At 69.4% G+C, this 25564-nt stretch carries 26 protein-coding genes; 19 read left to right on the top strand and 7 right to left on the bottom strand.

What is annotated here, in order from left to right; all coding sequences use genetic code 11:
- Positions 1 to 49: 49 nt before the first annotated feature.
- Positions 50 to 2194: an amidase family protein gene (locus J2853_RS20285; RefSeq protein WP_307560209.1), complete on the bottom strand. Its 2145-nt coding sequence runs from the start codon at positions 2192 to 2194 to the stop codon at positions 50 to 52.
- A gap of 265 nt (positions 2195 to 2459) precedes the next feature.
- Between J2853_RS20285 and J2853_RS20280 the strand changes: the two genes are divergently transcribed.
- The 10 genes from J2853_RS20280 (at position 2460) to J2853_RS20235 (ending at position 12726) form a co-directional block, all read left to right on the top strand.
- Positions 2460 to 4097: an ABC transporter substrate-binding protein gene (locus tag J2853_RS20280; protein WP_307560207.1), complete on the top strand. Its 1638-nt coding sequence runs from the start codon at positions 2460 to 2462 to the stop codon at positions 4095 to 4097.
- A gap of 40 nt (positions 4098 to 4137) precedes the next feature.
- Positions 4138 to 5079: an ABC transporter permease gene (locus J2853_RS20275; protein WP_307560205.1), complete on the top strand. Its 942-nt coding sequence runs from the start codon at positions 4138 to 4140 to the stop codon at positions 5077 to 5079.
- A gap of 83 nt (positions 5080 to 5162) precedes the next feature.
- Positions 5163 to 5942 (top strand): ABC transporter permease, encoded by a 780-nt coding sequence (locus J2853_RS20270; RefSeq protein WP_307560204.1) that lies wholly within the window; start codon positions 5163 to 5165, stop codon positions 5940 to 5942.
- Entirely contained in the window at positions 5939 to 6970 is a 1032-nt protein-coding gene (locus J2853_RS20265; protein WP_307560202.1) for an ABC transporter ATP-binding protein, read from the top strand. Before J2853_RS20270 ends, J2853_RS20265 begins: the two co-directional genes overlap by 4 nt.
- On the top strand, positions 6970 to 8022 hold the full coding sequence (locus J2853_RS20260; protein ID WP_307560200.1) for an ATP-binding cassette domain-containing protein: 1053 nt from the start codon (positions 6970 to 6972) through the stop codon (positions 8020 to 8022). Before J2853_RS20265 ends, J2853_RS20260 begins: the two co-directional genes overlap by 1 nt.
- The gene (locus tag J2853_RS20255; protein ID WP_307560198.1) at positions 8019 to 8966 is read left to right on the top strand and encodes a glycosylasparaginase; all 948 of its coding nucleotides are present in this window, start codon (positions 8019 to 8021) and stop codon (positions 8964 to 8966) included. Before J2853_RS20260 ends, J2853_RS20255 begins: the two co-directional genes overlap by 4 nt.
- The gene (locus J2853_RS20250; protein ID WP_307560196.1) at positions 8963 to 9787 is read left to right on the top strand and encodes a M55 family metallopeptidase; all 825 of its coding nucleotides are present in this window, start codon (positions 8963 to 8965) and stop codon (positions 9785 to 9787) included. The genes J2853_RS20255 and J2853_RS20250 overlap by 4 nt, the downstream gene beginning before the upstream one ends.
- The gene (locus J2853_RS20245; RefSeq protein ID WP_307560194.1) at positions 9784 to 11043 is read left to right on the top strand and encodes a methylaspartate ammonia-lyase; all 1260 of its coding nucleotides are present in this window, start codon (positions 9784 to 9786) and stop codon (positions 11041 to 11043) included. Before J2853_RS20250 ends, J2853_RS20245 begins: the two co-directional genes overlap by 4 nt.
- Positions 11040 to 12227 (top strand): CaiB/BaiF CoA transferase family protein, encoded by a 1188-nt coding sequence (locus J2853_RS20240; protein ID WP_307560192.1) that lies wholly within the window; start codon positions 11040 to 11042, stop codon positions 12225 to 12227. The genes J2853_RS20245 and J2853_RS20240 overlap by 4 nt, the downstream gene beginning before the upstream one ends.
- Before the next feature lies 1 nt (position 12228).
- A complete protein-coding gene (locus J2853_RS20235; protein ID WP_307560190.1) occupies positions 12229 to 12726 on the top strand; it encodes a MaoC family dehydratase in 498 nt (165 codons plus the stop codon).
- 105 nt (positions 12727 to 12831) lie between these two features.
- Here the strand turns inward: J2853_RS20235 and J2853_RS20230 are convergent, their stop codons facing one another.
- The gene (locus tag J2853_RS20230; protein WP_307560188.1) at positions 12832 to 13398 is read right to left on the bottom strand and encodes an Lrp/AsnC family transcriptional regulator; all 567 of its coding nucleotides are present in this window, start codon (positions 13396 to 13398) and stop codon (positions 12832 to 12834) included.
- Between the two features lie 300 nt (positions 13399 to 13698).
- Here J2853_RS20230 and J2853_RS20225 point away from each other — a divergent pair, with 300 nt between their 5' ends.
- From J2853_RS20225 to J2853_RS20195, 7 genes are all read left to right on the top strand, one after another.
- Positions 13699 to 14412 carry a creatininase family protein gene (locus tag J2853_RS20225; RefSeq protein WP_307560187.1) on the top strand — a complete coding sequence of 238 codons (714 nt, stop codon included), beginning with the start codon at positions 13699 to 13701 and terminating at the stop codon, positions 14410 to 14412.
- Entirely contained in the window at positions 14409 to 15107 is a 699-nt protein-coding gene (locus J2853_RS20220; protein WP_307560185.1) for an SDR family NAD(P)-dependent oxidoreductase, read from the top strand. Before J2853_RS20225 ends, J2853_RS20220 begins: the two co-directional genes overlap by 4 nt.
- Complete coding sequence (locus J2853_RS20215) at positions 15094 to 16470, top strand: dipeptidase (protein WP_307560183.1); 1377 nt, start codon at positions 15094 to 15096, stop codon at positions 16468 to 16470. The genes J2853_RS20220 and J2853_RS20215 overlap by 14 nt, the downstream gene beginning before the upstream one ends.
- On the top strand, positions 16470 to 17666 hold the full coding sequence (locus J2853_RS20210; RefSeq protein ID WP_307560181.1) for a dipeptidase: 1197 nt from the start codon (positions 16470 to 16472) through the stop codon (positions 17664 to 17666). The genes J2853_RS20215 and J2853_RS20210 overlap by 1 nt, the downstream gene beginning before the upstream one ends.
- Positions 17667 to 17684: 18 nt before the next feature.
- The gene (locus J2853_RS20205) at positions 17685 to 19415 is read left to right on the top strand and encodes a DUF885 domain-containing protein (protein WP_307560179.1); all 1731 of its coding nucleotides are present in this window, start codon (positions 17685 to 17687) and stop codon (positions 19413 to 19415) included.
- A 122-nt stretch (positions 19416 to 19537) separates the two neighbouring features.
- Positions 19538 to 20395: an alpha/beta fold hydrolase gene (locus J2853_RS20200; RefSeq protein ID WP_307560177.1), complete on the top strand. Its 858-nt coding sequence runs from the start codon at positions 19538 to 19540 to the stop codon at positions 20393 to 20395.
- Complete coding sequence (locus J2853_RS20195) at positions 20392 to 21357, top strand: succinylglutamate desuccinylase/aspartoacylase family protein (protein WP_307560175.1); 966 nt, start codon at positions 20392 to 20394, stop codon at positions 21355 to 21357. Before J2853_RS20200 ends, J2853_RS20195 begins: the two co-directional genes overlap by 4 nt.
- A 272-nt stretch (positions 21358 to 21629) precedes the next feature.
- Here J2853_RS20195 and J2853_RS20190 read toward each other — a convergent pair whose 3' ends face one another.
- The 5 genes from J2853_RS20190 to J2853_RS20170 all read right to left on the bottom strand — a co-directional run bounded on the left by J2853_RS20190 (position 21630) and on the right by J2853_RS20170 (position 23569).
- Positions 21630 to 21932 carry a hypothetical protein gene (locus tag J2853_RS20190; RefSeq protein ID WP_307560173.1) on the bottom strand — a complete coding sequence of 101 codons (303 nt, stop codon included), beginning with the start codon at positions 21930 to 21932 and terminating at the stop codon, positions 21630 to 21632.
- A 170-nt stretch (positions 21933 to 22102) separates the two neighbouring features.
- Entirely contained in the window at positions 22103 to 22216 is a 114-nt protein-coding gene (locus J2853_RS20185; protein ID WP_307560171.1) for an aldehyde dehydrogenase family protein, read from the bottom strand.
- Positions 22217 to 22227: 11 nt separating this feature from the next.
- Positions 22228 to 22500: a type II toxin-antitoxin system RelE family toxin gene (locus J2853_RS20180; RefSeq protein WP_307560170.1), complete on the bottom strand. Its 273-nt coding sequence runs from the start codon at positions 22498 to 22500 to the stop codon at positions 22228 to 22230.
- Positions 22497 to 22784: a type II toxin-antitoxin system Phd/YefM family antitoxin gene (locus J2853_RS20175; protein WP_307560168.1), complete on the bottom strand. Its 288-nt coding sequence runs from the start codon at positions 22782 to 22784 to the stop codon at positions 22497 to 22499. Before J2853_RS20175 ends, J2853_RS20180 begins: the two co-directional genes overlap by 4 nt.
- Before the next feature lie 209 nt (positions 22785 to 22993).
- Complete coding sequence (locus tag J2853_RS20170) at positions 22994 to 23569, bottom strand: TetR/AcrR family transcriptional regulator (RefSeq protein WP_307560166.1); 576 nt, start codon at positions 23567 to 23569, stop codon at positions 22994 to 22996.
- Positions 23570 to 23699: 130 nt separating this feature from the next.
- Here J2853_RS20170 and J2853_RS20165 point away from each other — a divergent pair, with 130 nt between their 5' ends.
- Together J2853_RS20165 and J2853_RS20160 are read left to right on the top strand one after the other, a co-directional pair.
- A complete protein-coding gene (locus J2853_RS20165) occupies positions 23700 to 24605 on the top strand; it encodes an NmrA/HSCARG family protein (protein ID WP_307560165.1) in 906 nt (301 codons plus the stop codon).
- Positions 24602 to 25492, top strand: a complete 891-nt coding sequence (locus J2853_RS20160) for a TIGR03620 family F420-dependent LLM class oxidoreductase (RefSeq protein WP_307560163.1) — start codon at positions 24602 to 24604, stop codon at positions 25490 to 25492. The genes J2853_RS20165 and J2853_RS20160 overlap by 4 nt, the downstream gene beginning before the upstream one ends.
- Positions 25493 to 25564: the final 72 nt, after the last annotated feature.

Raw genomic sequence — 25564 nt, 5'->3', positions numbered from 1 at the left:
TCGGATCGTTCAGGGGGAGTGGGGCGGGGGGTGAGAGGCGGGGAGCGGGTCAGTGCACGGCGGGGGTGCGGGCCTCGACGTCCAGCGTCGACTCCACGTACCGGGCCGCGGCGAGCAGTCCCATGTCGGTGCCGAGCGGGGACGACAGCTGAAGCCCGATCGGAAGGCCGTCCGCGCTCCAGCCGCAGGGCAGCACCAGCGCCGGTGCTCCGGTGAGGTTCAGGACGCCGGTGAACAGTCCCTCCGCGGCGCCCTCCGGAGTGTCGACCGGGGGCGTGGTGACCGGCGCGACGAAGGGCGCGGCGGGAGTCAGCAGGACGTCGATCCCGGCGTAGACCTCGGCCGCGACGGGCAGCAGCCGCTCCCGCGTGGCAAGGGCCTCGCGGTAGTCGGCCTCGCTCACCTCGGCGGCGGAACGCACCAGTCGCAGGGTCTCCGGGCCGTAGTGGCCGGGATCGGCCGTCGCCCGCTCGCCGTGGACCTGCCAGGCCTCGAACAGCAGGATGTCGGAGAACGTCTTCTCCAGCTCGTCGAAGGCGGAGCCGTCGACCTCGACGATCGAACAGCCGGCGTCGCGCAGCGCGCCGATCGCGTCGCGCACCGCGGTCGCCACGTCCGGCTCGACCTCGGCGCGTTCGAGCTGACCGGGGAGGACGCCGATCCGCAGCGCCGTACGGCTCTCGGTCTCCGGTGCGGTGCCCGTCAGGGCCGAGAAGACCTCGGTCGTGATCCGGACGTCGCGGGCGAGGAGGCCCACATGGTCAAGCGTCGGTGAGAGCGCCTGGACACCGTCCAGGGGCAGCGCGCCGTAGCTCGGCTTGAACCCGACGGTGGCGCAGTAGTGCGCCGGGATCCGGATCGAGCCGCCGGTGTCCGTGCCGAGGGCGACCGCGCAGGCGCCGACGCCGACCAGGGCGGCCGAGCCGCCGCTGGACCCGCCGGCGGTTCGCTTGGGGTTGTAGGGGTTCATCGCCTCGGGCACGTCCGGGTGGGTCGCGCCGGCCGCGTACTCGAGCAGCGACGTGGCCGCGAAGACGTCCGCCCCGGTGGCGCGCAGCGTCGCGATGATCGGGGCGTCGGCCGTGGCCGGTTCGGCGCTCATCGCATGGGGATTGCCGCTGCCGCTCGGGTGGCCGGCGATGTCGATCAGGTCCTTGACCGCGATCTGCACGCCGTGCAGCGGCCCGCCGGGCGCGCGCAGGGGCGCGTGGAACAGCGTGACCACGGCGTTCAGCGGCCGGCCGAGCCGTTCGGATCGTTCGTAGGCGGCGAGCAGTTCCAGGTTGGCCACCTCACAGGTGCGCTCACCCCGCTCGATCGCCTTGATGATCTCGCCCGTGTACGTCGTCAGCGGGCCCGCGAGATCGTTCAGCAGGTCGTCGACCTCGGTCTTGCGCTTGCGGACCATCAGGTCGCGGTAGATGCCGCTGTGGGACTTGGCGCTGTTCCGGTTGAAGGTGACCAGCCGGGCGAGCGAGCCCTCGAGGTCGTCGGGTTCGAAACCGTCGAATCCCTCCGGCTTCACCGGTGACTGTGCGAGCACCTCCCTGGCGATGCCGAGCATGAGCGGACGCCACTCCGGCGCCTCCAGGGAGTCGGCGATCGACAGGTCGGAGACCGCGCCGGCGTAGAGCATCGCGCCGTAGGCCTCCTTGCCCCAGAGGAATCCCATGATGTTGTCGGTGGCCACGGCGTAGGGGAGGGCCTCGACGAGTTCGCGTACCCGCGGTGTGATCTCACCGCCGGTCGCCTCGCCGACACGGAACGTGCCGATGTTGCCCTGCATGATGCGCCCGGGGGCCAGCACGTCCGCGCCGAAGTTCACGAAGCTCACGAGGAGCCGGTGGGTGCCGACCGCGGCCGAGAGCGTGTCGGCGGTCAGGCCGTTCTGGAAGCTGACCAGGTAACCGTCGGGGGCCAGCCGGTCACGGACGAGTTCGGCGGCCTGGGCGGTGTGGTGGCTCTTGACGGCGATCGCGACCCGGTCCAGGCGGTCCGGCAGATTCTCGGGGGTGACCGCCCGCGCGGCCACGGTGAAGTTCTCGACCGGCCCCTCGATGGTCAGTCCTTCTCGGTTGATCGCCTCGACGTGCGCCGGGTCGGCGTCACAGAGCAGCACGTCGTGGCCGGCGCGGATCAGATGGGCGCCGATCGTGCCGCCGATCGCGCCCGCACCGATGATGGTCAATTGCATGGGAGATCCGCCTGGTTTGGTAGCACTTGGGTAGCTTTGCCGTCGGACACTACCTGAACCGATTTGAATGCTCTAGTCTGCATCTGCTGGTGAACTCGGGACGGCGACCTTACGTATGACAGCTTATCTGCACGTAACCTTTGCGAAACGTAGCGATGCTCGAATGCGTCACAGCCGGACCGATCCGCGCTTCTGAGCGGATCCCCTCGGGCCTCTCCGAACCGTCTGACCTACATAGCACGACCGCGAAACCCAAAGGATAGGCATGTCTGACCAGAGCCATGACGCGTTGAACCCGGCCTCGCAAATCCCCGACGGCCTCAGGGTCCCCGCGATCAGCAGGCGCCGGCTGCTTCAGCTGAGCGCCCTCGGAGTGGGAGCTTTCTCCGCCGCGCCGCTGCTGGCAGCCTGCGGGGCCGACTCGACCTCCACGCAGGCCGCCTCCCCGGGAGGGGCGGCCAAGAAGGGAGGCGACCTCATCATCGTCCGCGACCACGACGCGGTGAACATGGACAAGACGACCGTGTTCAGCAACGGCTCGATCTGGACCTACAACCAGATCTACGAGCCGCTGGTGGCCATGACGGACGACGGCCAGGGGGTGAAGCCCTGGCTCGCGGAGAGCTACGAGATGTCGCCGGACAACCTCTCCTGCACGCTGAAGCTCAGGAAGGACGTCAAGTTCCACAACGGCCAGCCGATGACCTCGGCCGATGTGAAGTTCTCCATCGACGAGTCGAGCAAGACCAAGGGCGGCTGGGAGTTCATCAACTCCGCGATCAAGGAGATCACCACGCCGGACGACTACACCGTCGTGGTGACCACCAAGTACCCGTGGGCGCCGCTGCTGGCCGACCTGAGCTGCCCGAACAACGGCATCATCCCCAAGGACTACGCGGGCAAGAGCAAGGACGAGTTCTACGCCGCCCCGATCGCGACCGGCCCGTTCATGTGGGGCACCTGGCAGAAGGGCAACTCGCTCACCCTGAAGAAGAACCCGTCCTACTGGCAGGCGGGCAAGCCGTACCTGGACTCGGTCACCTGGAAGGTGGTCGCGGACAGCAACGCCCGCGCGATCCAGCTGCAGGGCGGACAGGCGCACATCAACGAGGCTCCGCCGTTCTCCAGCCTCTCCCAGCTCAAGAGCACGCCCAACCTGAAGGTCGAGCTGTTCCCGTCCACCAGGACGGACTACATCATGGTGAACAACACCAAGAAGCCGTTCGACGACGTGCACGTGCGCCGCGCCATCTCCTACGCCATCGACCGGGAAGCGCTGGTCAAGAGCGTCCTGTTCGGCAACGGCACCGTGGCGAACTCGTTCATGATGCCGTCCACGCCGTACTACGACAAGAACTCCCCGGGCCTGCAGTACGACATGGCCAAGGCCAAGGAGGAGCTGGCCCAGTCGAGCGTGCCGCAGGGCTTCACCACCACCTGGCTGGCCATGTCCGGTGACGCGGTGGACGCGTCGATCGCGCAGATCGTCCAGGCGTCCCTGAAAGAGCTCGGCATCACCATGAACATCCAGAACGTGGACCCGAGCGCGCAGCACGACATGACGGGCAAGCTCCAGTACGAGATCGCGCACTCGTACTGGACGATGGACCTCGCCGACCCCGACGAGCTGGTGCAGTACGCGCTCGACCCGACGACGGGCGGGCACTCCTTCAACACCGGTTTCGACGACAAGGAGATCATCGAACTGGTGCACAAGGCGCAGAAGGAGTTCGACAAGACCAAGCGCCAGGCGCTGTACAGCGAGCTCCAGACGAAGGCCGCCGAGTCCGCGTTCATGTCGTTCCTGTTCTACACGCCGTTCCCGTACGCGACCACCAGCGACGTGAAGGGCTTCAAGGTCCTGCCCACGGGCTCGTACCACATGGAAGACGTCTCGCTCTGATCCGGAGAACGGCGACCGAACACACGAAGCGGCAGAGTCGATGAAGTATCTGGTCTACATTCTCAAACGGCTGGTGTCCCTGATCCCCGTGCTCCTGGGGATCTCGTTCATCGTGTTCTTCCTCATCCGCCTGATACCAGGGGATCCGGCGGCCACGTTGCTCGGGTCGCACGCCACCCCGGCCTCGATCGCCGAACTGCGCAGCCAGCTGGGGCTCACCGAGCCGGTGTGGAAGCAGTACCTGACGTTTCTCGGGCACCTGTTCCAGGGCAACCTCGGTTACTCCTACGTCTACAACAGCTCGACCGTGGATCTGATCAAGGTCAGCCTGCCGGTGACGATCTGGCTGCTGGTGGCGGGCACCTTCTTCACGCTCCTGATCGCCGTGCCGCTGGCCGTCCTGGCCGCGGCGCGGCGCAACGGGATCATCGACAACATCATCCGTGCGGTGCCGGTCGTGGGCCTGGGGCTGCCGGCGTTCTGGCTCGGCATCATGCTGATCCTGGTCTTCGGGCTGAAACTGGGCTGGCTCCCGGTCGCCGGATACGGCGTCAGCATCGTCGACCACCTGCGCGGGATCGTGCTGCCGGGTATCACGATCGCCCTGACCCTCTCGCCGATCCTGATCCGCAGCCTGCGGGCCAGCATGATCGACGTGTTGAGCAGCGACTACATCGTGACGGCGCGTGCCAAGGGGATCAGCACCGTGCGCGTGGTGCTCGGTCACGCCCTGCGCAACGCCGCGGTCTCGTCGGTCACGGTGCTCGGCGTGAACATCGCCTATCTCACCGGATCGACGCTCGTGGTCGAACGCGTCTTCTCGCTGCCCGGTATCGGACAGCAGATGATCAATTCCATTCTCGGAAGGGATTTCCCCACCGTGCAGGGAATCACGCTTACTTTCGCGATCATGGTTGTGGTCGTGAACCTTTTGACCGACGTGACGCACGCCGCTCTCGACCCCCGGGTCAAGCTCACATGAGCGCGGCGACGAGTGTCGGTCCCGCTCTGCCGGCGGTCACCGGTACGCCCCGGCGCAAGCGCGGGCGATGGAACGTTCCCCTGGTGGCGGGCCTGGTGCTGTTCGCCCTCATCGTGCTGTGCGCGGTCTGCGCGCCTCTGCTGACGAGCTACGACCCGATCCAGCAGAACCTCACGGACGCGTTCCTCCCGCCCGGTGCGAAAGATCACATCCTCGGCACCGACGCGTTCGGGCGCGACGTGTTCTCCAGGCTGCTCTACGGCGCGCGCGTCGACCTCAAGGTCGGCGTGCTGGCGGTCATCTCACCGTTCGTGATCGGCAGCCTGCTCGGCCTGATCGCGGGATGGTTCGGCGGCTGGGTCGACGCCGTCATCAGCCGCGTCGTCGACATGGTGATCGCTTTCCCCTTCCTGGTGCTGGTGATCGCGCTGGTGTTCGCGATGGGCCCCGGGACGACGAGCATCTACACGGCGATCACGCTTGTCGGCTGGGTGGCGTACTGCCGCATCGTGCGCGGCCAGGTGCTGCTCGCCAAAGAGCAGGAGTACGCGATGGCGGCCAGGGCCAGCGGCCTGCCGACGTGGCGGATCCTGCTGCGGCACCTGCTGCCCAACGTCGTCCTGCAGGCGTTCGTCTTCTCGATGAGCGACATCGTGCTGACCCTGCTGGCGATCGTGACCCTAGGTTTCCTCGGCCTCGGTGTACCGCCACCCACGCCCGACTGGGGAACGATGATCCAGGAAGGTCAGCAGTTCATCTTGGATAAGTGGTACATGTCTACGATTCCCGGCTTGGCGGTCGTTATCACCGGCCTGGCACTGGCGCTGATCGCGGACGGCATCGTGGAGAAGGCGAACAAATGACGGCGCCATTGCTAGAGGTCCGCGACCTGCACGTGGACATCCCGATGCCGCATGGGCGGTTGCACGCGGTCCGCGGGGTGTCGCTCTCGGTCGGCGTCGCGGAGTCGGTCGGACTGGTCGGTGAATCGGGCTCGGGCAAGAGCCTGACGCTGCGCGCGCTGCTCGGACTGCTGCCGCGTCCGGCCAGGATCGTCTCCGGAAGCGTGCTCATCGACGGCGAGGACGTCACCGGGTTGCCGGCCAAGCAGCTGCACACCCGGCTGACCGAGACCATGAGCATGGTCTTCCAGGACGCCCTGACCGCGCTGAACCCGGTCATGCGCGTCGGCGACCAGATCGCCGAGGCGCCCCTGCGCAAGCTGGGCAAGTCGCGCAGCGAGGCGAAGGCCGTCGCGATCGACCTCATGGCGGAGGTCGGAATCCCCGACCCCGAGCGCCGTTACCAGCTCTATCCCCACGAGCTGTCCGGCGGGATGCGCCAGCGGATCTGCATCGCGATCGCGCTGTCCACCAAGCCGCGGCTGATCCTCGCCGACGAGCCGACCACCGCGCTCGACGTGACGATCCAGGCTCAGGTCCTCGGGGTGCTGCGCCGGCTCAAACAAGAGGAAAACGTCGGGCTTCTGCTGGTAAGTCATGATCTCGCCGTGGTCAGCCAGACCTGTTCGCGGCTCTATGTCATGTACGCGGGCAAGGTCGTGGAGTCGGGCACCCTGCTCGACCTGATCGCCGAGCCCAAGCACCCGTACACGTTCTCGTTGCTGCGCTCGGTGCCCGATCCGGACCGCCGGGTCGCCCGGTTGCTGACCATCCACGGGCAGCCGCCCGACCTCACCGACGCCCTCGTCGGATGTTCCTTCGCCGCCCGGTGCCCGTTCGTGGAAGAGCGCTGCCGCCGGGAGGAACCGGCGCTGGTACCCGTCGGATCGGCGTCCGGCACGGTGATCCGCAAGAGCGCGTGCCTGCGTGTCGACACCGCGGAGCGCTGGACCGAGATGGTCTCGGAGGAAACGGTGGGGCAGCAGTGATGGCGGGAAACGAGATCCTCTCAGTCGAAGGCCTGGCCAGGCACTTCACCCCTCCCGTATCGGTCACCGACCGGCTCTTCGGCAAGAAGCCGGTGGTGAACCGCGCCGTCGACGGTGTGGACCTCGTTCTGCACAAGGGGGAGACGCTCGGGCTGGTCGGCGAGTCAGGCTGTGGCAAGTCCACTCTGGCCCGCTCTCTCGTCGGTCTGTACAGTCCCACCGCCGGCACGATCCGCTACGACGGCGAACTCGTGCAGGCGAAGCGGACCCGGGCCCAGCGGCTCGCCATACAGATGGTGTTCCAGGATCCGTTCAGCTCGCTCAACCCCCGGATGACCGTCGAGCAGACGCTGTCGGAGTTGCTCAAGTTCCACAAACTGGTCCCGCGGAACAAGGTGGACGAGCGCAACCGGGAGCTGATGCACCTGGTCGGCCTGCCCGAGCGGGCCCTGAAGCAGCGGCCGCGGCAGTTCTCCGGCGGGCAGCGGCAGCGGGTGGGCATCGCCCGCGCGCTGGCGCTGGAGCCGACGGTGCTGATCGCCGACGAACCGGTGTCGGCCCTCGACGTCTCGGTGCAGGCCAACATCATCAACCTGCTCACCGATCTCCAGGAGACGCTCCACCTGTCGGTCATCTTCGTCTCGCACAACATGGCGGTCGTACGGCAGATCAGCGACCGGACCGCGGTGATGTACCGGGGCCGCATCGTCGAGACCGGTGAGACCGAGACCCTTTTCGACGACCCCGTCCATCCGTACACCAAGCTGCTCATCGGCTCGGTCCCGAGGCTCGCCGGAGCGGGCGACGCCGTGACGGACGTGGCGGCGGCCGCCGCCGAGAGCGGCGCCGAGAAGGCCGGCGAGAACCCGGTACTGGCGGAGATCGCCGAGTCGGCGGCACGCGGCGGAACCAGTCCGTGCCGCTACGCCGACCGTTGTCCGGCCGTCGTCGCCGCGTGCGCCGTCGAGCCGTCCCTGATAATCGACCCACGTGACAGCGGCCGGTCGGCCGCGTGTGTCCACGTGGCCGGACGCAAAGGAGTGGTCGCGTGAGCGGCGCCATCGTCATCGGCAGCGAGCGGAGCGAGGCGGGTCTTCCAGCGGCGATGGAGATCCTCGCCCGCGGGGGTTCCGCCCTGGACGCCGTCGAGGCCGGTTTGCGACGATGCGAGGACAACCTGGACGACCACTACGTCGGGACCGGCGGACTGCCGAACGCGCAGGGCGTGGTGGAACTCGACGCGTCACTGATGATCGGTTCGAGCAGGGCCTTCGGCGCGGTGGGAGCGGTGAAGGGGTTTCCCAATCCCATCTCGATCGCACGGGCCGTGCTGGAGCGGCTGCCGCAGCACAGCCTGCTCGTCGGCCCGGGCGCCGAGCTGTTCGCCGAGGAGAACGGGTTCGAACGGGCGGAACTGCTGACGGAGGAGTCCAGGAAGCTCTTCCTGGCGGCTCTGCAACCGTCGGACGAGTCCGTCGAGGGTGAGCGAACCGCGGCCCAGGCCGGCGACGAGCTGTACAGGAAGACCGCGCTGGACCTGGTCAACCGCCTCGCGCCGCATGACGGACCGTGGGGGACCATCAACATCCTGGCGCTGGACTCCTCGGGTGAACTGGTCGTGGGCGTGTCCACCAGCGGCTATCCATGGAAATATCCGGGAAGAGTGGGAGACTCGGCCCTCCCCGGCGCCGGAAACTACGCCGACGTGCGGTACGGCGGAGCGGCCTGCACCGGCCGCGGGGAGCTGAGCATGCGCGCCCTCGGAGCCCGCGGCATCGTCGCCGACCTGGCTCGCGGGCTCGATCCCTCGGAGGCGTGCCTGGCGATGCTGGCCGACGCGGCGACCCTGCCGGACGAATACCGCGCCGAACTGCGCTGCCTGGCCCTCACCCCGGACGGGCGGCACGGCGCGGCGGCGGGCCAGACCGGTTCCGTCTACGTGGTGATGACCGAGTCCTCCACCGAGCCCGAGTTCCACCCGAGGAGCATGCTGTGAAGATCTACATCTCCTCCGACATGGAGGGCACCGCCGGCGTCGTCGACTGGGACCAGTGCGTCGCCGGAGGGGCACAGTACCCGTACTACACCGAGCTGCTGACCGGTGAGATCAACGCCGCCATCGAAGGCGCGATGCAGGCCGGCGCCACCGAGTTCCTGGTCAACGACTCGCATTCGAAGATGGCCAACCTGAAACCGGACGCGCTCGCCGGGCGGGCCGGTTATCTGTCCGGCCGGTACAAGCCGATGTACATGATGCAGGGGCTCGACGCGAGCTTCGACGCGATCTTCCTGGTGTCCTATCACGGCTCGATGGGCAGCAAGGGCTCGGTTCTGTCGCACACCTACTTCCCGCTCGCGTTCGCCGAGGTCACCGTCAACGGCGTCGTCGCGGGCGAGGCCGGCATCAACTCCCTGGTGTCGGCCGCCTACCAGGTGCCGATCGTGCTGGTCACCGGCGACGCGACGACCGCCGAGGAGACCGAGCGGTTCTGCCCGGGGATCAAGGCCGCGGTCGTGAAGAGGTCGATCTCCCGGTTCTCCGCGGAATCGCTGCACCCGGCGGAGGCCAGGGACCTGATCCGTGAGCAGGCCCGGTCCGCCATCGAGGATCTCCCCACCGCGAGGCAGACGGCCATCGGCCTCCCCGTCACCCTGGGCATCTCCTTCCGCAGCAGCGACTACTGCGAGCTGGCGTGCAGGATCGCCGGGGTCGAGCGGACCGGTGACCTCTCGGCGAGCATCACCGGCGACGATCCGCTGCGGGTCTATCAGACGTTCATCACCGTCGTCCTGCTGTGCAGGGGCCTCGTCGAATGAGAATCGTCGAAGTCCTCACCCAGCCGGTCCGCACCGGATTCTTCGCCGACGACCAGGCGGCCATCAGGGCCGGTGCCGAACACGACGGCTTCGCCTACTCGGGCATCCCGATCACGCCGGGCTTCTCCGCGATCCGGCAGGCCGGCGAGGCGCTGTCGGTGCTGCTGCTGCTCGAAGACGGCTCGGTCGCCCACGGTGACTGCGCCGCCGTGCAGTACAGCGGCGCCGGCGGTCGCGACCCGCTCTTCAGCGCGGAGGCGGCCCGCCGGGACGTCGAGGAACACCTGAGGCCGTTGCTGGTCGGCGCCGAGCTCGGCTCGTTCCGCGAGCTGGCCGGGCGGGTGGATGCCTGCCACGGCGCCTCCGGCCCGCTGCACACGGCCATCCGGTACGGCGTGACCCAGGCGGTGCTCGACGCGGTCGCGCAGAGCCGGCGGCTCACGATGGCCGAGGTCGTACGGGACGAGTACTCGACCGGCGCGGACCTCAAGCCGGTGCCGATGTTCGCGCAGACCGGCGACGACCGGTACGGCAACGCGGAGAAGATGATCCTCAAACAGGTGGACGTGCTGCCGCACGGCCTGTTCAACAACGAGGCCAAGCTGGGAGACCGGGGAGAGCTTCTCGAGGACTATCTGCGGTGGCTGGTGGACAGGATCGGCCGGTTGCGCCCCGACAGCGCGTACGTCCCCAGGCTGCATTTCGACACCTACGGCACCGTGGGGCTGGTCTTCGGCGGTGACGTCGACGCGGTCGCCGGTTACCTCGCCCGTCTCGGAGAGGTCGCCGGCCCGTACGAGCTGGTCGTCGAGCATCCGATCGACGCCGGGGGCCGGGAGGCCCAGATCGAGACCTACGTGCGGCTCCGGGCCGCCCTCCGGCGGACGGGCTCGCAGGTGAAGATCGCCGTCGACGAGTGGTGCAACACCCTTGAGGACATCAAGATGTTCGTCGACCGGGGCGCCGCCGACGTGATCCACGTCAAGACGCCGGACCTCGGTGGGGTCAACAACGTCATTGAGGCGCTGCTGCTGGTCCGCGATCGGGGTCTCGTCGCGTACTGCGGGGGAACATGTAACGAGACGGACCGTTCGGCGCAGGTCAGCGCCAATGTGGCCATGGCGTGCGCGGCCGGGCAGGTGCTCGCCAAGCCCGGCATGGGAGTCGACGAAGGACTGATGATCGTGGGGAACGAGATGGCACGGGTGGCGGCGATCGCGGCGGCACGCCGTCCCGGGGAGACGGTGCTGCCGTGACGCCGTTGTCGGATGTCCGGATCATCGCGATCGAGCAGTACGGCGCCGGGCCGTTCGGCAGCGTGCACCTGGCGGACCTCGGCGCCGAGGTCATCAAGATCGAGGATCCCTCGACCGGCGGGGACGTCGGGCGGTACGTGGTTCCCGAACAGCACGGCGAGGACAGCCTGTTCTTCGAGACGTTCAACCGCAACAAGCGAAGTCTCGGCCTCGACATCTCCACGCCCCAGGGCCGTGCCGTGTTCGAGGACCTGGTGAGGGTCAGCGACGTGGTGCACTCGAACCTGAGGGGGGACGTCCCGGCCAAGCTGAGGATCCGCTACGACGACCTCAAACACCTCAATCCCGCGATCGTGTGCAGCTCGCTCAGCGGCTTCGGGATGACGGGGCCGCGCAGCGCGGAGCCCGGGTACGACTACGTGCTGCAGGGCATGGCCGGCTGGATGGACATCACCGGCGAGCCCGGGGGACCGCCCACCAAATCCGGCCTCTCGCTGGTGGACTATTCGGGCGGGCTGGTGGCGGCGGCGTCGATCCTGGCCGCACTGCACGCCGCGCGGCGCGACGGGGTCGGCGCCGACTGCGACATCAGCCTGTTCGACACGGCGATCTCGATGCTGACCTATCCGGCCGCCTGGCAGCTCAACGGCGACTTCGAGCCCAAGCGGACCCGCCACTCGGCTCACCCGTCGCTCGTTCCCTTCCAGGCCTTCCCCACGGGGGACGGCTGGCTGGTGGTGGCCTGCCCGAAGGAGAAGTTCTTCCGGCGGCTCGCCGAGACGCTCGGGCATCCGGAGTGGCCGGACGACCCCCGATACCGTGACTTCGCCGCCCGCAGGGAGAACGCCGCGACCCTGCTGGCCGAGCTGGAGGCGGTGTTCGCCTCCGGCACGAGCGAGCACTGGCTGGGCCTTCTCCGGGCGGCCGGGGTGCCGTGCGGGCCCGTGAACACGGTGGCGCAGGCCCTGCGGGATCCACACACGATCGCCCGGGGCATGGTCGTCGAGACCGAACACCCCTATTTCGGAACCGTGCGGCAGGTGGCGAGCCCGCTGAGGGTGGGTTCGGACGAGCGCCGGTACAGACGCGGTCCCCGGCGCGACGAGGACGCCGACTACGTCCTCACCGAGGTGCTCGGTTACGACGCGGAGCGCATCAGGCGACTGCGCGAGGGGGAGGACTGACATGACCGTACGCGAGGGATGGCAGGGCCGTTACTTCGAGGACTTCGAGGTCGGTGACGTGTACCGGCACGGGCTCGGGCGCACGGTCACGCAGACGGACAACATCTGGTTCACCCTGCTCACGCAGAACACCGCCCGGGTCCACTTCGACGCGCACTACGCGGCGCAGACCGGGTTCGGGCGGCCGCTCGTCAACTCCGCCTTCACGATCGCGCTCGTGACCGGGCAGTCGGTCAACGACGTCTCCTACAACGTGATGGCGAACCTGGGCTGGGACGAGGTGCGGCTGCCGAATCCCCTGTTCGAGGGCGACACGGTCTACTCGTCGTCGGAGGTGCTCGCGCTCCGGGAGTCGCGTTCCCGGCCGGAGGTCGGAATCGTCACCGTGCGGACCACGGGCACCAATCAGGACGGGACGGTCGTCATCACCTTCAGCCGGACGGTGATGGTCTACCGGCGAGGCTTCGGGCCCGTGCAGGGACCGATGACCGGCGGGTGACCGCCGGCCGGTCCGGACATCTCAGGGCGGGCCGCCGGTGCGGCCCGCCTCTCGGTCTGGGTCGAGGCGGCCCGGCTCCCGGTCTGGGTCGAGGCGGCCCGCCTCTCAGGCCGGGTCGCCGGAGGGGTCCGACAGCAGCTCGGCCACCAGGTTCTTCGGCCCGACCTCCACCAGGCTCAGCGACGTCTCGGTACGTTGCACGCCCTCGATCTGCCAGACGCGCTCCATGAGCAGCTGCCGCAGATGCAAGTGATCACGGACCCGGAGCCGGGCGAGCAGGTCGATCGCGCCGGTGACGATGTCGAGCCCCTCCAGCTCGGGAATGAGGGCGAGCTTCTCGACGAGGTCCCTCTGCTGGTAGCCCTGAACGGCTGTGATCGTCAGATACACCGTCATGGGGAAACCCGCCGCGACCCAGTCCAGGTGGACGCCGTACCCACGGATCACACCGAGGCGCTCCAGGCGTGCGATGCGCTCCCCGACCGCGGGAGCGGACATCCCCAGCTCACGGGCCAGCGCCCGCTGGGAGCGCCGGGAGTCCTTGCTGAGCAACACGAGTATCTGCCTGTCCACGTCGTCGAGCGGGACCGGCGGCGACTGCGCGGGCATGGCCAGATCTCGCAGCGGAGCGGTCGAGGTGTTGGGTGAGGCGGGGCGGCGGCGTGGGGGCATGGTGGGAAGGCTACCGGGCCGGATGCGCCAAAAGCGCACTTCGGCCCGAAGTCCCCGGTATGGGGAACGCCACAGTGCGAACACGCTCCGGCGCCGGATGCCGTGGAGAGAACCGTTCGCGCGGCGACGATCGAGTGATCAAATGCAACGAAGAGGTACGGACTGGCATTTAGCGGTCGAATGGATAGTATTGGCTCTGATCTCCTTACGGATGACCATTCCGTGGGTCGAGTTGGATTTCACTTCGCGTGCCGCCGACGCGGACGGCGCATGAATCATCAGAACGGAGCGTGAGGACCGGTGCGGGTCTTCGACAGCAACTGGATGCAGATCGCCGACTATCTCCAACGCGACGATCGCATCGTGCTTCCGATCGGCTCGACGGAGCAGCACGCGTACCTCTCGCTGGGAACGGACGCGTTACTGGCCGAGCGGGTGTCGGTGGAGGCGGCGGAGCCACTCGGCGTGCCGGTCCTGCCGGTCCTGCCGTTCGGCATGGCGCCGTACTTCACCGAGTACCCGGGCAGCATGAGCCTGCGGATCAGCACCTACATCGAGGTGATGCGCGACCTGCTGGACGGCCTGGCCTCCCAGGGCTTCCGGCGCATCGCGGTGGTCAACGGCCACGGGGGGAACTCACCCATCGCCGGCCTCATCCGCGAATGGGTCTGCCGGCCGCGGGAGCACCGGGTGCAGGTCCTGTTCCACAGCTGGTACAACGCGCCGAAGACGGCGGAGGCCGCCTCCCGCTTCGACGACGACCAGTTTCACGGCTCCTGGCTGGAGAACTTCGCCTGGACCAGGGTCGCCGGAGTCGAGATCCCCGATGGCAGCGCGCCGGTCATCCCACGGTCGATGGCGAACGACGTGACCGCGCGGGAGATGAAGGAGCTCTCTCCCGACGGGAGTCTGGGCGGGGCTTACCAACGCAGTGATGAAGACATGCAGATCGTCTGGGACGCCGGCGTGGCCGAGGTCCGCGAGCTGCTCGAGAAGGGATGGCTCGACCAGTGACAACAGGTAACGGCAGGACCGCCGTGGTCACCGGCACGGCACACGGGATCGGGTCGGCCATCGCGGCCGCACTCGAGGCGGACGGGATCCGGGTGCACGGCATCGACAAGGACACCGTGGACGTGACCGACTCGTCCGCGGTCAACGCCTTCTTCGCCGAGATCGGTGACATCGACATCCTGGTCAACAACGCGGGCGGCGTCGTCGGTCAGGTGCACCACCCGATCGAGGAGATCACCGACGAGGGCTGGGCCGCCGTGGTCGCGGCCAACCTGACCAGCACCTTCCTGTGCACCAGGGCGGCGGTGCCGGGCATGAAGCGGCGAGGCTCGGGCCGCATCGTCAACATCTCGTCCGGCGCGGGCCGCAGCGTCAGCCTCACCGGCATCCAGGCCTACGCCAGCTCGAAGGCCGGGCAGATCGGCTTCACCCGCCAGATGGCTCACGAGCTGGGCCGGTTCGGTGTCACGGTCAACTGCATCGCGCCGGGGTTCGTGCTGTCCAACCCCTCGACCATCAAGCAGTGGGAGAGCTACGGCGAGCAGGGCCAGGCCGAGCTCGTCGAAGGCATCGCGGTACGCCGGCTCGGCGCGGCCGAGGACATCGCCCACGGTGTCCGGTTCTTCGTCTCCGAGGCCTCATCCTGGATCACCGGTCAGACTCTCTCGATTGATGGCGGACATGCTCTCTTTTAATGCGACCGACGCCGAATACCTCGAAGAGCTCGCCGGGTACGTCGCGGTGCCCAGCGTGAGCCGGGACGCGACCGAGGAAACCATGCGGACCGCCGCCGAATGGCTCGCGGCCCAGCTGTCCTTCGCCGACGCCCGCGTCGTCGCGACGGAGGGTCACCCGCTGGTACGGGGCGAGTGGCTCGGGGCGCCCGGCGCTCCCACGATCCTCGTCTACGGCCACTACGACGTGCAGCCGACGGGGGACCTCGCCGAGTGGAACACGCCGCCCTTCGAGCTCGTCGTCGACGGCGACGTGATCCGTGGGCGCGGGGTCACCGACGACAAGGGCCCGGTCTTCATCGTGCTCAAGGTGGCGCAGGCGTTCATCGAGCAGGAGGGCGCGCTGCCGCTGAACATCAAGTTCCTCCTGGAGGGCGAGGAGGAGATCGGCAGCCCCCACCTCCCGGCCTACGTGCGTGAGCACGCGGACGAACTCGCGGCCGACCTGGTGATCTCCGCCGACGGAGCCATGTGGCGCCCGAGCGAGCCGTCGCTGTCGATCGCCTCCAAGGGCCTGGTGACGCTGGACATCGAGGTCACCGGGGCGGACGCGGACCTGCACTCCGGACGGTTCGGCGGTACGGTGGCCAACCCCGTGCACGCCCTGAGCGAGATCCTGGCCGGACTGCACACGGCCGACGGGCGGGTCGCGCCCGAGGGCTTCTACGACGGGATCCCCGAGCTGAGCGACGAGCGCCGCGCCGACATCGCGGCGGTGCCCTTCGACGAGGACCACTACCGGGAGGGCCTCGGCCTCGACGAGGTCTTCGGCGAAGCCGGCTACAGCACGCTGGAACGGCTGTGGGAGCGTCCCACGCTCGAGATCAACGGGATCCGGGCCGGTGGCAAGTACACGGTCATCCCGCACGTCGCGACCGGTCACATCTCCTGCCGGCTGGTCCCGGGCCAGCGCCCGGAACGGGTGCTGGCGGCGATCACCGACCATGTGCTCGCGCAGAAGATCCCCGGCGTCCGCGTCACGGTGCGCCCCGACGAGGCCGGCGTGCCCGCCTACACGATCCCCGCCGACCACCCGGCGATCCGGGCGGCGAGCGCGGCACTCGGACACGTCTACCCGGGACAGGACGTCCTGCTGGCGGTCATCGCCGGGACGCTGCCGGCCACGGCGCTGTTCGAGGAGGTGCTGGGCGCCAAGACGCTCTTCTTCTCCTTCTCCACGGCGGACGAGAACCTGCACGCGCCGAACGAGTTCATGCGCGTCTCCCGCCTGCGCGAAGGCATGCGGGCCTGGGAACAGCTGTGGCGGCTGCTCGCCGAAGGACCGCACCGGCTGGCTCCGGTCCGCGGCGGCGGGTCCGCGTGATGACCGGCGAGCCGTACCGGTCCTACGGGTACCTCACCCCGGGCGTCGACCTTCCCGTTTTCGAGCTGGCCCCGGAGTTCGACCGCGTCCCGCCGTACGCCGGCGGGCTCGGCGTGGACGACCGGTCGCGGGCGGAGCGGCTGCTGCGCGACAGCGTCGTCATCAGCCTGCACGACCACCCGGTGCGGTTCCCCGACGACATGCGGCAGACCCCGGAGTACAACCGGACGGGACGCCAGCACACGGCGTTCGCCGGGCTCGCCGCCTCCGGCATGACCGTGGTGTTCGACAACATGATGGACGGCACCGCCTGCGTCACCGGCAACGCGCCGTGGCGGTGGCTGGACATCATCACCGACCTCGGCATGCGGCAGGCCGACATCGCGCACCAGAGCGACGTCGTCGTGATCCGGACGCTGGCCGACATCCACGACGCCCACCGGGCGGGCAAGGTGGGGCTGCTGTTCGGCCTGGAGGCCGCGACGCCGATCGAGAACGAGATCGACCGGCTCGACGTGCTGTACGGCCTCGGCCTGCGGCAGATCGGCATCGCCTACTCCGACTCGAACGCGCTCGGCAGCGGCCTGAACGAGACCGTCGACGGCGGCCTGACCGACTTCGGCAGGCGTGCGGTCGCCCGGATGAACAAGCTGGGCCTGGCCGTCGACATCTCGCACTCCTCCGACCGGACCGGCATCGACACCTGCTCCGTCAGCGAGCGCCCCGTCTTCATGACGCACGCCGGAGCGCGTGCGGTCTGGGACACGCCGCGGATGAAGTCCGACGACGTCCTGCGCGCCGTGGCCGAGACGGGCGGGGTGATCGGCATGTCCGCGGCGCCGCACACGACGCTGTCCCACGCCCATCCCCGGCACAGCATCCTGTCGGTGATGGACCACTTCCGGTACTGCCTGGACCTGGTCGGCATCGAGCACGTCGCGTTCGGACCCGACACCCTCTACGGCGACCACGTCGGCCTGCACACCGTCTTCGGGCACCTGCTCAAGGTGGGAGCCGCCGCCCCCGGGGGTCCCTCCTTCGAAAAGGTGGAGTACGTGGACGGGCTGGAGAACCCGACCGAGAACTTCGCCAACATCTGCGGATGGCTGGTGCGGGAAGGGTTCTCCGACAGCGAGATCGCCGCCGTACTGGGCGGCAACATCCTGCGGGCACTCGAGCAGATCTGGGCCTATTGATGACAAGAAAGAGGACCGATGTCCGTTGACGACCAGACCTCGGCTCAGGCGACCACCGAGCCGAACGAACAGCTCGCCCAGCTAAGCGCCGAGTTCTTCCAGGTCAAGCACACGGCCGACCCGTTCAGCGCCACCATGCTCGGCGTCTCGGGCTTCGACGGGCTGGTGCCCGACCCCAGCCGGGCCGGCTCCGGCGCCGACGCCGCGAAGATCTCCGACATCGAACGGCGGCTCCAGGCCATCGACCCCGACGGCCTGAACCCGGCCGACCGGATCAACCACGCGGTGCTCGGCCGCCTCGCCTGGGGCGTACGGTCCGATCTGGAGCACGCGCTGTGGGAGACGGGAGCGTCCGCCGACGGCTACTCCGCGCCGCAGGCCATGATGTTCATGTCGGTCCCCGCCGTCTCCCTCACCGACGCGGCGGCCGTCGAGCAGTACATCCAGCGCCTGACCGCGCTGCCCCCGTTCCTCGACGCGGTCCTCGACCGCTACCGGGCGGCCAAGGCGGACGGGCGGATCCCGACCCGCGTCGGGGTCGGACAGGCGATCGACCAGCTCACCGGGCACCTGTCGCTGAGCCTGGCCGACGACACCCTGCTCAGCCCGCGGCTGCCGGAAGGCGTCGACCACGACCGGGTCAGGGCCCGCGCGTCCGAAATCGTCACCGAGTCCGTCCGCCCCGCCCTGCGGCGCCTGCTCTCCGGCATCGAGGACGAACTGCTGCCCGTGGCCCGTGACGACGACCGGGTCGGCATCCGGTTCGTCCCGGGTGGCGAGGAAGGGTACCGCGACGCGGTGCGGCGGCACACCACCACCGATCTCAGCCCGGAGGAGATCCACCAGATAGGCCTGGACTGCCTCGCGGACCTGCGGCAGGAGTGGGCCGAGCTGGGCGGCCGGGCACTCGGCACGAGCGACGTGGCCGAGGTCATGTCCCGGCTGCGGGACGATCGTTCGCTGCGGTTCGCCGACGGCTCGCAGATCGTCGACACGGTCGCCGACGCGCTGCGCCGCGCGGAGGAGATCCGCGACCGGTGGTTCCCCGCGTACGACATCGCCGACTGCGTCATCGAGGAGATCAACCCGATCGAGGCGGGCAACGCGGCGCTCGCGCACTACCGGCCACCGGCGGGCGACGGATCCCGTCCCGGCGCGCACTGCGTGCTCACGACCGACCCGCAGGAGCGGTTCGTCTACGAGTACGAGGCGCTGGCCTTCCACGAGAGCACACCCGGCCACCATCTCCAGATCGCCTCCGCGCAGACGCTGACGGATCTGCCCGACTACCGGCGCTTCCTCGACGCCGAGGTGTGCGGCTACGTCGAGGGCTGGGGCCTGTACAGCGAACGCCTGGCCGACGAGATGGGGCTGTACACCTCGGACATCTCCCGGCTGGGAATGCTCTCGTTCGACGCGCTGCGGGCCTGCCGGCTGGTGGTCGACACCGGCATGCACCACCTGGGCTGGTCGCGGCAGCAGGCCATGGAGTTCATGTGGGACAACACCGCGACCACGCGCGCCAACGTCCGCAATGAGATCGACCGTTACATCTCGTGGCCCGGTCAGGCACTGGCATACATGATCGGCCGTCGCGAGATCCGCCGCCTGCGCGCGGTGGCCGAGGACCGGCTCGGCGCCCGGTTCGACATCCGCGGCTTCCACGGCGCGGTTCTCGGCAACGGCGCCGTCCCGCTCGGCGTCCTCGACCAGATCGTCACCGGCTGGATCGACACCGAATCCCTCTGATGTCTCCTCCGGCGCCTGATGCCCGTCGGACGCCACTCCCCTGTCCGCCGGACGCCCGCCTACCTGCCGGGCGTCCGCGGCGGACCCCGTCCCCGCATGCTTCACCTGAACAAGGAGTGCACATGTTCGTAGAGATCAATGGAGCTCAACTCAACGTCGAGGTCCTCGGCGACGAGAACGCGCCGGTTCTGATCGCCCACCACGGCGGCGGAGGCATCGGCTCCCTCGCCGAGCCGAAGGCGACGTTCGGCCCGCTCGCCGATCTGTTCCGTGTCATCGTTTTCGACGCGCGCGGCTGTGGCCTGAGCGAGGCCGCGCCGCCCTACTCGCACGCCCAGTGGGCCGCTGACGTCGACGCGCTGCGCGAGTGGGCCGGCGCCGAGAAGATCGTGGTCACGGGCGGCTCCTACGGCGGGTTCATCGCCATGGAGTACGCGATCGCCTATCCCGACCGGGTGAGCGCGATGATCCTGCGTGACACCTCACCGGACCGCGAGAACCTGGCCTCCGCCATCGAGAGCGCGCGCAAGCAGACCAGGGTGAAACTCAACTGGGACAACTACGACCGGTACTGGAGCGGCAACATCCGCGACGACGCCGACCTGAAGGCCTGCTGGGCTGAGCTGATCCCGCTGTACGACTACGAGTACGACCCGGTGGCGGCCACCGCGCGGGTCGAGGCCGGCATCTACCGCCACGAGGCGCATAACTGGTGCTTCCAGCACAACGCGCCGATCTACGACGTCAAGCCGCAGCTTCCCTCGGTCACCTGCCCGACCCTGGTCACCGTGGGCCGCGTCGACTGGATCACCCCGGTGTCGTCGGCGGAGACGATCGCGTCGCTGATCCCCAACTCGAAGCTGGTCATCTTCGAGAAGTCCGGCCACTCCCCGCAGATCGAGGAGGCCGAGCTGTTCCAGCAGACGATGCGCGACTTCCTCGCCGAGGCGCTGCCGGACCTCGGGAGCGTCGCGCGATGATCACACGGCGGACACTGAGCATCCCCGAGCTCGGTCCGGACGGACTCGACATACCGTATTTCGACATTCAAGGCCGCGGGGACGGACCCCAGCTCACGGTGCTCGCGGGCATGCACGGAGCGGAGTACGCCTCGATCGCGGCCGTCCGTGAATTCGTGCGGGATCTCGACGCCGGCGCCGTCTCGGGCCGGATCGTCGCCGTTCCGGTGGCGAACGTGCCGGGGTTCTGGGCCAGAGCCCCGTTCGTCGTCCCCGCCGACGGCAAGAACCTGAACCGGAGCTTTCCCGGCGATCCGGACGGCACCTTCGCCGAGGTGCTCGCCCACCACCTGTTCACCTCGTTCGTCGTCGGCGCCGACTACCTGGTCGACCTGCACGCCGGTGACATCCCCGAGGCGCTGGAGCCGTTCACGATCTTCGAGGAGTCTCCGGTCGAGGCGGCGTCGCTCGATCTCGCCGTGGCCTACGGCGCCGGGCACGTCGTCCGGCAGGCCGCGGTGGCACGGACGGTGGCGGGCAGCACCTGCGCCGCCGCGGCGGACGCGGGCATCCCGGCGATCATCGCGGAGTCCGGTCAGAACGGCCTGCTCGACCGGCCCTCGGTCGACATGCACCTGGCGGGGCTGAGCAACATCGCCAGATCGGTCGGCGTGCTCGACGGTGATCCGTGGCCGGTGCGTGACGTTCGCCGGCACGAGGGATGGCACTGGCTGCGCACCGACCGGGCCGGCTGGTGGCAGCCCGCCGTGACGACGGGGGAGTCGGTGCCCGCCGGTGGACTGCTCGGCACCATGAGCGATGTGTGGGGCGACGTGTTCGCCGAGGTACGCGCGCCCGAGGCCGGTACGCCGCTGTTCCTGACGACCAGCCCCGCCGTGTCCGCCGACGGCCTGCTGCTCGGCCTCGCCCGCGAACCCCACACCGGGCCGCGCCAGGGTCCGTTCGAGTTTCAAGATCACTGAGGTTGCGGCCTCTTCCGCGTGGTGCCGTCCGGCCCCGGCGGACGCACGACAGGGCGCGTGGTGACCTCACAGACGATGAGCGGACCGTGGTCGGGTCCCGTCCGCCGCCGGCGCACGGGACCCGACCCCGGGTTCGACGGGGTGAGGCGGCGGTCCCGCACCGGTGACCCGCGGCGGGACCCGCCCGAAGAGGACGGCCGGTTCCGTTCCCGGGCGACCGCGGGCGTCTCCCAGAACCCGGTCGCCCGGGAAGGGGCACTGCGCCGGGCGGTTCAGTCGGACTTTTCGCGGAGTTCCCGGGTCGCCGAGCGGTAGGCGCCCGCGACGCGGGTGAGCATCCCGATCATCAACGGCACCTGTTCCGACGTGTAGTGCGCCTGGATCTCGTACAGGTGCCGTTCGGACATGACGCGGGCGGCGTGGTAGGCGGCCATGCCGTCCTCGACCGGTTCCACGGTGACCGTGCGGCGGTCGCGTTCGCCGCGCACGCGTCGCACGTAGCCGGGGGCGTCCTGGCCGTCGCGCGGAGCCTGCTGGGCGCCGGTCACCGAGCGCGGGTCTACGAGCGGGCGCACGCCATGCGGACAGGCGGCGCGGGGCTGAGCGTCTTCAGCAACGGCGCCGCCGTCCTGAACGATCTCGGCGTCAGCCTCGACGGCGCCGGCGGCCGGTTCGACAGGATCGACGCGCTGACGGCCGACGGCCGGCTGCGGCTCAGGTCGGACATGGCCCACGCCGCCGCGCGCTACGGCTTCCCGAGCAGGTCGGCCGCCCGCAGGAAGATCGCGGCTCGCTCGTCGAACGACAGCGCGCGCCACGCGGGCGCGGCCTTCAGCGCCGCGTCGATCGCGGCCCTCACGGCGTCGGCTGTTATGGGCGGTAGGCGTCTCGGCGGTGTTTGATCGTCTGGATCGTCACGGTGTGCTTGTCCTCGTCGATGCGGTAGACCACGCGATACGTTCCGCGCCGGGCTACATGTAGTTCCTCGTAAGGCTCTTGGAGGGGTTTGCCGACACGCCACGGCTCGCGTGCGATGGCACCGGTGATCAACTCCCAAGCCGCGGCCGCCACGGTCTCGGGCAGGCCCGAGGCGAGCGCGCGACGGGCAGGCGGATCCAGGAGGACAATGTATCGCTCGCTCACGCGCTCGCCTTGCCGAGGCGGGCCGCCATGACGGCGGCCATCTCCTCCTCGGTGGTCACGTCGCCGCCTGCCTCCGCGGCAGCGGCCTCGACCAGATCGGCCCGCATTCCAGGGTCGGCGAGGATCTCCAGCGTCTCCTGCAGGGACTCCCACTCGGCCACGGACACGATGACGGCATGAGGCCGCCCGTTTCGGGTGAGCGTGAAGTGGTCATGCTCGCGAGCGGCCCGATCGGCCAGTTCGGTCAGCCGGTCCTTCGCTTCGCTGATCGGGATGATCTCCATGCGGTCCATGGTACCTCTTTGGCCGGAATACCGGCCAAAGTTCGGGCCATCCTCCTGATGGCGTGACCCGACGGCCGAGCCTTCGATTCGAGACCCGGGCATCGCCTCGCCGTGAAGGATCACTCGGGGAAGCGGCGACGTGAGGCCGGGCTGCTGCTCTGCGAGATGTCAGCCCGGGTGCGGGCGGCGGTGGTCGACCGCGTAAGGCGTCAGGACGGCCGTCCGCTGGGGTGCACGCCGTCGAGGGCGAGCGCGAGGAGCCGGCCGGCTTCGTCGGCGCCGTCTCGCCGGCCGCCGGGTTCCTGTTCGGCGGCCAGCGAGATGGCGCTGACGAGTTTGAGCAGATCGACGATGGCGACGTCGGGGCGGATGGCGCGCGCCTGACGAGCACGCTCCAGCAGTTCGCCGCCGGCGTTCACGATCATCGTGTGGCAGGTGGCGCCCAGCGTCGGGTCGCTGTCGTGGGCGCCGCGCATCAGCGACGCGGCCAGGCCGCGGTTGGACGCGGCATGGGTGCCCACGGCGCGGAGCCAGGTGAACAGGGCGGGGCCGGGGTCGAGGCCGGCGGCCAGCTCGGACGCCTTCGCGCAGAGGGTCTCCACCCGGTCGCGGAAGACGGCCTCCAGCAGCGCCTGGCGGGAGGGGAAGTGCCGGTGCAGGGTGGCGGAGCCGACTCCGGCGTGCCGGGCGATCTCCTCCAGGGACGCCTCTGCTCCGTGCTGAGCGATGGCCGCGCCGGCCGCGACGAGGATCCGGTCGTGGTTGCGGCGCGCGTCGGCACGCATCGGGCGACCTTCTTGAGGCACTGGATCTCCACTCGGCTTGCTAAACGGGGTGACCCCCCATATGTTAGCCGAACATAAACGGGGTGCTCCTCCGTTTATGGGTGTGACACGTTTCAGGAGAGGTATGGACATGCGGAAGACAGTTGTGGTGGTGGGCGCGACCGGGCTGCAGGGACGGGTCGTGACGGCGCGGCTGCTCGCCGGCGGCTGGCGGGTGCGGGCGCTGACCCGCGATCCGGGCGGCGCGTCGGCGCAGGCCCTGGCCGCGGCGGGAGCCGAGCTCGTACGCGCCGAGATGGGGGTCCTCGGCTCTCTGGTCGCGGCAGCCGAGGGCGCCTACGGCATGTTCGGCGTCCAGCCCACGGTCGGCTCACCCGGCACTCCACCGGACTTCACGGCCGAGGACGAGGTCCGCTGGGGCGTCAACGTGGCCGAAGCGGCTCGCGCTGCCGGTATCCGGCACTTCGTCTTCGCCTCCGTCGCCGGTGCGGGCCGCCACGACGAAGAGGTACTGCCGCGCAACGTCGTGAGCAAGTGGCGGATCGAGCGGCACATCGCCGAGCTCGGCCTGCCCGCGACCATCCTGCGACCGGTCTCCTTCATGGAGAACTACACCGGCGGCTACCACCTGCACGAGGGCACGGTGACCACCGCGTTCGAGCCGGACGTGCCGCAGCAGATCATGGCCGTCGACGACGTCGGCGTGTTCGCCGCCCTGGCCTTCGCCCGGCCGGACGAGTGGATCGGCAGGGCGATCGATCTGGCCGGTGACGAGGTGACCCCACGGCGGATCGCCGAGGCCATCGGGGCGGCGATCGGGAGGCCCGTGCCGTACGTGCAGCTCCCGATCGAGACGATCCGGCAGATCGGCGAGGAGTTCGCCTTCGCCTACGAGTGGCTCAACACGCTCGGCTGGCGGGCCGACATCGCTGCGGCGCGGCGAATCCACCCCGGTCTGATGGACCTGCGCACCTGGCTGGAGCGGACCGGCGCCGCCCGGATCCAGGCCTTCTTCGAGGCCCGGCAGGACGCGTGAACGGCCATGGACCCGATCTCGGGCGCATCGGGATCTGGGCGGGAGACCTCGACGGCTATCCCGCGGCCGTCCTCCGCGAGGCGGCGGCGGCGATCGAGGACGCCGGGTACGGGACACTCTGGTTCCCCGAGACGGCAGGGCGGGAGGCCATGGCACAGGCCGGGATCCTGCTGGCGGCCACCCGGCGGATCGTGGTGGCCGCCGGTGCCGCCGACATCTACGCGCGCGACGCGGTGAGCACCGCGGCCGCGCAACGCACCCTCGACGAGGCGTTCCCCGGGCGCTTCCTGCTCGGGCTCTGGGAGAGTCACCCCAGTCTCGCCGAAGACGTCCGCGGCCACCGCTTCGGCCCTCGGCTGGAGACCATGCGCGGCTACCTCGACATGATGGACGCCGCCCCGTTCGGACCGCCCGAGTCGCCGGTCACCCCGCGCCGGGTGCTCGCCGCGCTGGGCCCGGATCTGCTCGCCCTCGCCCGCGAGCGGGCCTGGGGGGCGCACCCGCTGGGCATGCCGGTCGAGCACACCAGGACCGCCAGGGCCCTGCTCGGCCCGGACGCGCTGCTGGCCGTCACCCAGCTCGTCGTCCTGGACCCGGACCGCTCCGCCACCGCGGATCTGGCCCGCTCCTACGCCGCCGCGCTCCTCCCCAACCGCCGTGTGCTGCTGCAGGACCTGGGGTTCGGGGACGTCGACTCCCTCGACTCCCTCGACGACCGGCTTGTCGACGCGCTGGTGAGTCGCGGGCCCGCCGACGCCGTCGCGCACCGCGTCGAGGAGCATCTGGATGCCGGGGCCGACCACGTGAGTCTCTTCGTCATCACGGCCACACCACGGACCCCGCCCCTGCGTCAGTGGCGTGAACTCGCCGAACGGCTTCTGACCTGACGTCGGTGACGAGCGACACCCGGATCTCGACGCGAGACCCGGGCATCGCCGTTCATCCGCTGTGTAACGATG

The organism is Streptosporangium lutulentum (assembly GCF_030811455.1).
GTDB classification, from domain to species: Bacteria; Actinomycetota; Actinomycetes; order Streptosporangiales; family Streptosporangiaceae; genus Streptosporangium; species Streptosporangium lutulentum.
This window is presented reverse-complemented; position numbering and strand designations above follow the sequence as displayed.

Excerpts from the sequence above, each read along its gene's own strand:
- J2853_RS20285 (WP_307560209.1), bottom strand. The coding sequence starts at position 2,194 with ATGCAATTGACCATCATCGGTGCGGGCGCGATCGGCGGCACGATCGGC.
- J2853_RS20280 (WP_307560207.1), top strand. The coding sequence starts at position 2,460 with ATGTCTGACCAGAGCCATGACGCGTTGAACCCGGCCTCGCAAATCCCC.
- J2853_RS20275 (WP_307560205.1), top strand. The coding sequence starts at position 4,138 with ATGAAGTATCTGGTCTACATTCTCAAACGGCTGGTGTCCCTGATCCCC.
- J2853_RS20265 (WP_307560202.1), top strand. The coding sequence starts at position 5,939 with ATGACGGCGCCATTGCTAGAGGTCCGCGACCTGCACGTGGACATCCCG.
- J2853_RS20260 (WP_307560200.1), top strand. The coding sequence starts at position 6,970 with ATGGCGGGAAACGAGATCCTCTCAGTCGAAGGCCTGGCCAGGCACTTC.
- J2853_RS20245 (WP_307560194.1), top strand. The coding sequence starts at position 9,784 with ATGAGAATCGTCGAAGTCCTCACCCAGCCGGTCCGCACCGGATTCTTC.
- J2853_RS20235 (WP_307560190.1), top strand. The coding sequence starts at position 12,229 with ATGACCGTACGCGAGGGATGGCAGGGCCGTTACTTCGAGGACTTCGAG.
- J2853_RS20230 (WP_307560188.1), bottom strand. The coding sequence starts at position 13,398 with ATGCCCCCACGCCGCCGCCCCGCCTCACCCAACACCTCGACCGCTCCG.
- J2853_RS20215 (WP_307560183.1), top strand. The coding sequence starts at position 15,094 with ATGCTCTCTTTTAATGCGACCGACGCCGAATACCTCGAAGAGCTCGCC.
- J2853_RS20210 (WP_307560181.1), top strand. The coding sequence starts at position 16,470 with ATGACCGGCGAGCCGTACCGGTCCTACGGGTACCTCACCCCGGGCGTC.
- J2853_RS20205 (WP_307560179.1), top strand. The coding sequence starts at position 17,685 with ATGTCCGTTGACGACCAGACCTCGGCTCAGGCGACCACCGAGCCGAAC.
- J2853_RS20200 (WP_307560177.1), top strand. The coding sequence starts at position 19,538 with ATGTTCGTAGAGATCAATGGAGCTCAACTCAACGTCGAGGTCCTCGGC.
- J2853_RS20195 (WP_307560175.1), top strand. The coding sequence starts at position 20,392 with ATGATCACACGGCGGACACTGAGCATCCCCGAGCTCGGTCCGGACGGA.
- J2853_RS20175 (WP_307560168.1), bottom strand. The coding sequence starts at position 22,784 with ATGGAGATCATCCCGATCAGCGAAGCGAAGGACCGGCTGACCGAACTG.
- J2853_RS20170 (WP_307560166.1), bottom strand. The coding sequence starts at position 23,569 with ATGCGTGCCGACGCGCGCCGCAACCACGACCGGATCCTCGTCGCGGCC.
- J2853_RS20165 (WP_307560165.1), top strand. The coding sequence starts at position 23,700 with ATGCGGAAGACAGTTGTGGTGGTGGGCGCGACCGGGCTGCAGGGACGG.